Here is a 6,495-nt window from a genome sequence, read left to right as displayed (position 1 = left end):
CGGTGGGGAAGCCGGGAATCCGGCAGGCCCACACGGGGACGTCGCTGATCCATTCCGTGATCGCGGTGAGCGAGCGGGCACCGGCCAGGACACCCGCTGCGGCCGCGGCGACCCGAACAGACAACCGTCAGCAACGGCCACGGACCCCCCGCGGGTCGGGCACCAGAACCAGGAATCCGGGTGGCCCTCGGCGAGGCGCAGCGACTGGCGGGGCAGGTCGCCCTGCGCGGCCAGGACGAGCGGCAGCCGGTGCCGCTGCTCGTCACGGAGCATTCGCTCGGGGTGGCCCGCGTGCACGAGATCAGCTTTCCGCAGGGCGACCCGCCGCAGGGCGATGGGGAGCGGGGCCGCGGCGCCGGGTCCTTCGCGGACCAAGTGCTGAGGGAACTCGGCGCCGCCTACCCGGACCTGGTGGCCCTGCTGGCCGAGCTGTATCCGGGCAACGCCCGATGGCGCAACACTGATCACTTTCTGACGGTCCTGCACAACACGCGTGAGGTGTCCGCCGGGCTGTCGCACCAGAGCATGGCGTCGAACCTGGCCGCGATGCTGGACAACGGCCTGCGGATCGGTGTGGACCAGTGGACCCCGTTCGGGCGCAGGCGCATCGAGATCCGGGTCCAGGCGGCGCTGACCACCGGAGAGTACCTCGGCAGGCGGACGGAACAGCGGGGCCGCTTCAGCGCGCCGCGCAGCGACAGCCTCGGCGCGCAGCGCAGCAGTGGGCGTTGCTGGCAGGTCGGCGTCGAAGGCGCGGACTCTCTGCGCGACGGCGCCCAGGGGACCGCCGGCATGCCGCTGCAGGCGGAGACAGCGGCGGCCGGCGTGCGCTACGGCCGCCGCACGGAGTCGGAGAGCGGCTTCGCGCTGGCGGGTGGGGACGAGGTCACCTCGATCACCACGGGCGGCGCCGACTGGTACCGCTACGGCGTCCGGTTCACGGTCCACAGCGGTGGCCACTGGCGGCCGCGGCAGTGGCTGCGCGGCGTGCCCTCCGGACATCTGCTCGGCACGCAGGCGTTCGTCTCCGCAGACTTGGACCGGACGCTGATAGGTCCGGGAGCCCCAGGTGGTGAGCAGGCCGCCGCGGGGCGGGGGGAGGTGGTGCTGAGCGTGCCGGTCGAAACACCGGCGCCGCCTCCCTCCCGCGGCCCGCGGAGCCGCCGGTGCCGATGCCCGCGGAGGGCGCCCGCGCCATGGCGCTGGGAACGACGCAATGGCTGGACGGCGTGGCCGCACAGCAAGGTCACCTTCGAACCGCGTCCCCGGTCGATCCTGGCCCATCCCCACACGACCCTCGACGTGACGCAGGGCCCGCAGCTGCTCGACATGGCCCGCAGGGTGCTGGACCGAGCGGCGGGCGGCTCGTGGCAGTTCCGGCTGGAGGGTACCGAAGGCAGGGACGAAGGGGATCTGCCGCTCCTGCTCGAAAGCCGGATAGCGAACTTCGGTACGACGTCCGCGCCCTTGGGCGGGCATTGGTCGCTGCTCAGCGCGGCGCCCTATCTCGACCGCACCACCATGCTGGGCTACCGCACCACGCTGCTCGAATCGGGGCTGACCGCCGTCGGCCGGCCCGTGAAGATGACGGCCTGCTGGCCGATGAGGCGCGCGGTGCGATCGGTGAGGAGTCGTCGGTGCGCGGCCTGGAGCTGGACCGGCAGGCGGTCTTCCATGTCGAGGAGCTGGAGGCGGTAGCGTCGGAGGCGTTCGCCCGCCACCCGGATCTGCGCGCGCGGATCCGCGCCGTCGGCGGCCGCGTGCCGGACGAACTGAGTCGCCAACTCACCGCGCGCCAGACGCAGACACTGGTTACGAGGACGCTGTTGACCGCACGCCGTTGGGAGCAGGACACGGCGGCCGGCGCGGCCCGCCTGGCCGCCCGCAGTACGCGCCGCGGGCTGATCGTCGTGGAGGAGGACGGCTCCCACGAGTACTACGCCGCAGGACGGCCGGACGAGTCCGGCACGGGCCCCGACGCGATCGTCTACCGGCGCGGGGGTTCCTAGCTCGCCGCGCTGCCGAGGCGCGCCGGCCCGGCGCCGGCCGGCCCCGTGGCGGCTCCTTTGCACCTGACTCCCGACGAGGCGAGGCGACGGGAGATCAGGCACGGCAAACAACCGGTCCGCGAGTACGGCCATGCCGGCCGCCGAGGCTGATCAGCTCGCGGGGTCACCGCGAGTGTGCCCGGCGGTGGACGGAGGGGTCGGGCCCTGAGGGACGCTTTTGTCGGAAGTCAGCCGCCCGCCGCGGTCAGCGCTGCCCTTCTGACGCCGCTCGATCTCCGGCGGGCTTCGCTGAGCATGCTCCGCTCCTCCTGCGTGAGCGCGGCGAGGATCCTCGGGTTCTTCAGCCAGCCGTTGAGCAGGGCATGGGAACCGCCGAGCCTGAGGGAGTACGACCACAGGCTCTCGCCCGGGGAGTCGTCGCCCCAGCCCGCTGCCCACTTCAGGAGATGGCCGACCTTCTCTTCGCTGTCGTAGCGAACCGGCATGGGATACACGGATCTACCTCCACCTCGGTGCTTCGGCGGCACGTGCCAGTGGCTGGCCGCGTCGAACGGTCGCGTTTGCCTTACGGGGCCCTCGCCGCGCAGCGAGGGAAGCGCTCGGGGCCTGTCCGGGGTGGTGAGTGACGGACCGGGCCGCGCCTTGCGGGTCTGGTAGTCGACGGTGAAGGCAGAGCAGTTACCTACATGTTAGGCACTAGTGACTGGCCGGGTGGTGAAGAGAGGGTCTCAAACCGCTCTACGGATAGGGACAGTTAAGGGCAATACTATTTAAATCACTCTTCCGATTGGTGCTTACTTGTTATGTAGCTCAGTCCGGGTGTGCTCGGCGATGGTTCGAGCAGGGCCGGGTTCCCTGATCTGTCCCGCGGAGGCGGTGAGGGTCACTCCCGCATTTGATTGATCTGCGCATGTCGGCGGTCCGATGTTGGCACGCCCTCACCCGGCGATGCCGTCTGAACGTGTATACCGGGACGGACAACCAGAGCCGGAACGTGCCGTCCGGAATGGGAGCCCAGCACTGCGACACTCGGGGCTCCGCGAACATGCCCGCACCGTCCCGGCTGGTTGCCCTTGAGGGCCAACCACGCGATGCAGAACGAGCGAGGGGCACTGACGCGAGTTACAGTCGGACAGGCGAGGGCGGGGCAGCGGGACTACTGAGTGGCTAACTAAACTCATTGATCACGGCGTGCACTTCAGAAATGCTTGCTGGAAGCAGTTGCTGGTGGCTGGTACGTCCCCAACCTGCCCGGCGGATCTTGCTGGCCGAATGCTGGATGTGAGCGTGCCCCGGTGTATTGAGCAAGCAGAAAAATGGTGCCCTTTAGAGCGCAGCAGGCCCACGACCTTCGCCGAGTCGGACTCTTCGCGGTCGATGGAGGCGCGCATCACGTGGCAGCACACGGAAATGTCGGGCATCGGTCCCGTCAGTACAGGACGCCGGAGCCCCACCCGTCGGGCGCCCGTGCGCCGAAGATCCCCGGTGAGCTCATTCCGAACCATGTGGCGATCGTCATGGACGGGAACGGCCGCTGGGCCAAGGAGCGAGGCCTGCCCCGCACCGACGGGCACACCGTGGGTGGGGAGCGCGTTCTTGAGGTGTTGCAGGGCGCCATCGAGATAGGTGTTGAGAACGTCTCCCTGTATGCCTTCTCCACCGAGAACTGGAAGCGCTCCCCGGACGAGGTGCGCTTCCTGATGAACTTCAACCGTTCCTTCATCCGCAGAACTCGTGACATCCTTGACGAGCTCGGCGTCCGAGTCTGTTGGGTGGGTCGGACGCCCAAGCTTTGGAAGTCCGTCGCCAAGGAACTCCAGGTCGCCCAAGAGCAGACAAAGGGCAACGACCGCCTGACCCTGTACTTCTGCATGAACTACGGCGGTCGAGCCGAGGTCGCGGATGCAGTGAAGGCCCTGGCCGCGGACGTCGCCGCCGGCCGACTCGACCCGGACAGGGTCAGCGAAACGACCCTCCAGCGATACATGTACTATCCGGGCATGCCGGACGTGGACCTGTTCTTGCGTCCCAGCGGCGAGCAGCGTACGTCCAACTTCCTGCTCTGGCAGAGCGCCTATGCCGGACTGGTGTTCCAGGACGTGCTGTGGCCGGACTTCGATCGCCGCGACCTTTGGCGCGCATGCCTCGAATTCGCATCCCGGGGTGGACACCGCGCGGATGTGGTCCCCAGTTCTGAGGCAACAGCCGTAGACCAGTTTCCTGGACACCCTTTCCCCAACTACCGGTAGTTCGTTAACCTCGATCTTGCATGACGGTCCGCCGACGGAGTCGGTGGACCGTTTCGCTTTCTGTGGCTGATGGTGGGCATGCCAGCGGACCGAGTGTCGCGTCGGGTGGGCGCCGGGTTCCACTGCTCCGGGCTGGGCTCTCTTTTCGTAGGGACAGGCGATCCTCTGGTCAGCCGGGGGTGGGCAGGAGCGCGAGCCGTTCAAGGGCGGTGGTGATCTCGTCCGCCCAGGGCCAGTGCTGGGCGAGACGGAGAATCCTGCGTCGGCCGGTGGTGACGAGTTGGGCAGCCGCGGAGAACAGGCGGAATCGCAGGCGGCGGGGTTCCCAGAGCCGGGTTTTGCCGGTCAGGGCGAGCATGGGCATCCAGGCCAGCAGGTCGAGGGCGATCTGGACGATCTCCAGCCAGACCTTGTTCTGGGCTGTTGTATGGAGTGGCAGGTTGCGCAGGCCGGTGGCCCGGGCGGCCCTGATCCGGTCCTCGGCCCGGGCCCGCAGCCGGTGACGGAGTTCGAGTTGGGCGATCGGCTGGTCAGGGGTGTTGGTTGCGAGGCACGTGATCCGCATGCCGTCCGCGTCCGTGATTCTCAACTGGGCGCCGGGATGGGGATGTTCCTTTCGAATGATCAGTCGCATGCCCTTGGGCCAGCCGTCCAGGAGCTTGCCGGTGAGCTCGGCGACCCAGGCCCCGTCACGGACCTCACCGTCGGTCTCGACGGCCGGTGTCCAGGCGGAAACGGGGACCTTCAGCACATGTTCGTGGATCGCTTCGGTGATCACCATGCCGACGGAGTAGGACAGCCAGCGCCCCCGCCTGGCGAGCCAGGACACGAAGTCGTGGGTGCCGCCCGCGGAGTCCGTACGGATCAGCGTCTGACGCCCCCGCCGGTAGTGCTTCGGCAGTTGAGCCAGAGCGAGTTGGGCGGTGGTGATGTGGTCGGCTGCCGTGTTCGAGCCCGCGTTTCCCGGCCTGAGGAGGGCGGCAACGGGCTCACCGGTTCCGCCCGGTCCATGGTCGAGGAAGGCCGACAGTGGGTGATGGCCGTAGGTCTTCTTCCAGGTCGGGGCCGCGTCCTGTTTGTCGGAGTGGGCGATCACGAGAACGCCGTCGAGATCGATGACGACCTGGCCATCGGCGTCCGGAGCGTCCTTGCCGGCCAACGACCAGGCACACTGGCGGACTTGGGAGCGTGCGGAGCGGATGGCCTGCAGGGCCTTCTCACCGGAGGCGGCGAGGGTGTCGATCAGTCGGGAGATGGTCGGGTCGGAGGCGACCGGGCCGAAGACGGCCGGCTCACACCGCAGCATCGCGACGTCCGCGAGGCAGTCCCCGCCCAGTGCCACCGCCAGGGCGCCGACGGGGATGAAGGCGTGGTGGATGCGGGGATGGTCCTCGAGCCAGGTCCGGGTGGACAGGCTGTTGTGGCTGGACAGGTTGTCGGTGACGATCCAGATCTGGCCGGTCGGGTTGGCGTCCTCGATCTGTTGCAGGAACTGCTGGTAGAAGACGCTGTTGCGGGGGGATGCGGTGATGGTCAGGGCTTGGCCGTCGGAGTCGCAGGCCGGCGTAGACCCACGTCTTCTGCGGTCCGCGGCTGTAGTCGAGTCCGGCTTTGATCCGGTGCCCGTCGGGTGACCAGGCGGGTGCGGGCGGGAAAGTCCGCGGGATCACCGGTCCCAGCTCGTCGGCGCAGATCACCGTCACGTCGCCGGGCGGCTGGGTGTAGAGGCCGATGATCCTTGTCCTTTTGGGACGAAGTCCGGGTCCTTCGACCGCATCCACGAGCGGGTGCGGCGCCAGCGCACGCCCTCGGCGAGCAGGATGCGGCGCGCCTGCGAGCGGGCCACCTCGATCCCCTCGGCCCGCGCTGCCGCGGCCAGGGAATCCAGCGTCCATTCGGCCGGCCCGGACTCGTCGAAGGCCCACAGTTCCCCGACGGGCTCCCACCGCAGCCGCCCCGGCGGCACAGTCTTGACCAGGGAAATGATCCGGGACCGCTCGTGCTCGGTGATCCGCCGCTTACGGCCCTGCCCACCCAGATCATCCAGCCCCTGCAGACCCAGACGGTTGAAGCGGTGGAGCCAGCAGCGGACCGTCTTCCGGCTGTAGTCCAGCTCCACCGCGATCGTCGGCACCCGCAGCCCCGACCAGCTCAACTCGATCATCCGGGCCCGCATCACCGCATCCCGCGGAGCCTTCCGCACCCGCGCCAGTCGGCGAACGACAGCCCGCTCGTCC

General features: G+C 68.9%; 5 protein-coding genes and 1 pseudogene. 3 read left to right on the top strand and 3 right to left on the bottom strand.

The features are described 5' to 3' along the window. Window positions 1-180 precede the first annotated feature (180 nt). Both FNH09_RS43375 and FNH09_RS43370 read left to right on the top strand, forming a co-directional pair. A complete protein-coding gene (locus FNH09_RS43375; protein ID WP_152895373.1) occupies window positions 181-1,698 on the top strand; it encodes a hypothetical protein in 1,518 nt (505 codons plus the stop codon). Continuing rightward, the gene (locus FNH09_RS43370; RefSeq protein WP_152895372.1) at window positions 1,638-2,009 is read left to right on the top strand and encodes a hypothetical protein; all 372 of its coding nucleotides are present in this window, start codon (window positions 1,638-1,640) and stop codon (window positions 2,007-2,009) included. The genes FNH09_RS43375 and FNH09_RS43370 overlap by 61 nt, the downstream gene beginning before the upstream one ends. A 227-nt stretch (window positions 2,010-2,236) precedes the next feature. Here the strand turns inward: FNH09_RS43370 and FNH09_RS43365 are convergent, their stop codons facing one another. After that, window positions 2,237-2,494: a hypothetical protein gene (locus FNH09_RS43365; protein WP_152895371.1), complete on the bottom strand. Its 258-nt coding sequence runs from the start codon at window positions 2,492-2,494 to the stop codon at window positions 2,237-2,239. 909 nt (window positions 2,495-3,403) lie between these two features. Between FNH09_RS43365 and uppS the strand changes: the two genes are divergently transcribed. Continuing rightward, window positions 3,404-4,258, top strand: a complete 855-nt coding sequence (gene uppS, locus FNH09_RS43360; protein WP_162469979.1) for a polyprenyl diphosphate synthase — start codon at window positions 3,404-3,406, stop codon at window positions 4,256-4,258. Window positions 4,259-4,427: 169 nt separating this feature from the next. On the opposite strand, the pseudogene FNH09_RS43355 reads toward uppS, so the two are convergent. Together FNH09_RS43355 and FNH09_RS43350 are read right to left on the bottom strand one after the other, a co-directional pair. Next, window positions 4,428-5,609 (bottom strand): annotated as a pseudogene (locus tag FNH09_RS43355) (IS1380 family transposase); the annotation flags it as partial. A 348-nt stretch (window positions 5,610-5,957) separates the two neighbouring features. Further along, window positions 5,958-6,495: helix-turn-helix domain-containing protein (locus FNH09_RS43350; protein ID WP_338017858.1), on the bottom strand; the 538-nt coding region annotated here is incomplete at its 5' end.

The organism is Streptomyces adustus, assembly GCF_009377175.1.
GTDB classification, from domain to species: Bacteria; Actinomycetota; Actinomycetes; order Streptomycetales; family Streptomycetaceae; genus Streptomyces; species Streptomyces adustus.
Note: the sequence above shows the minus strand (reverse complement) of the source record. Positions and strands in the feature narration are given on the sequence as shown.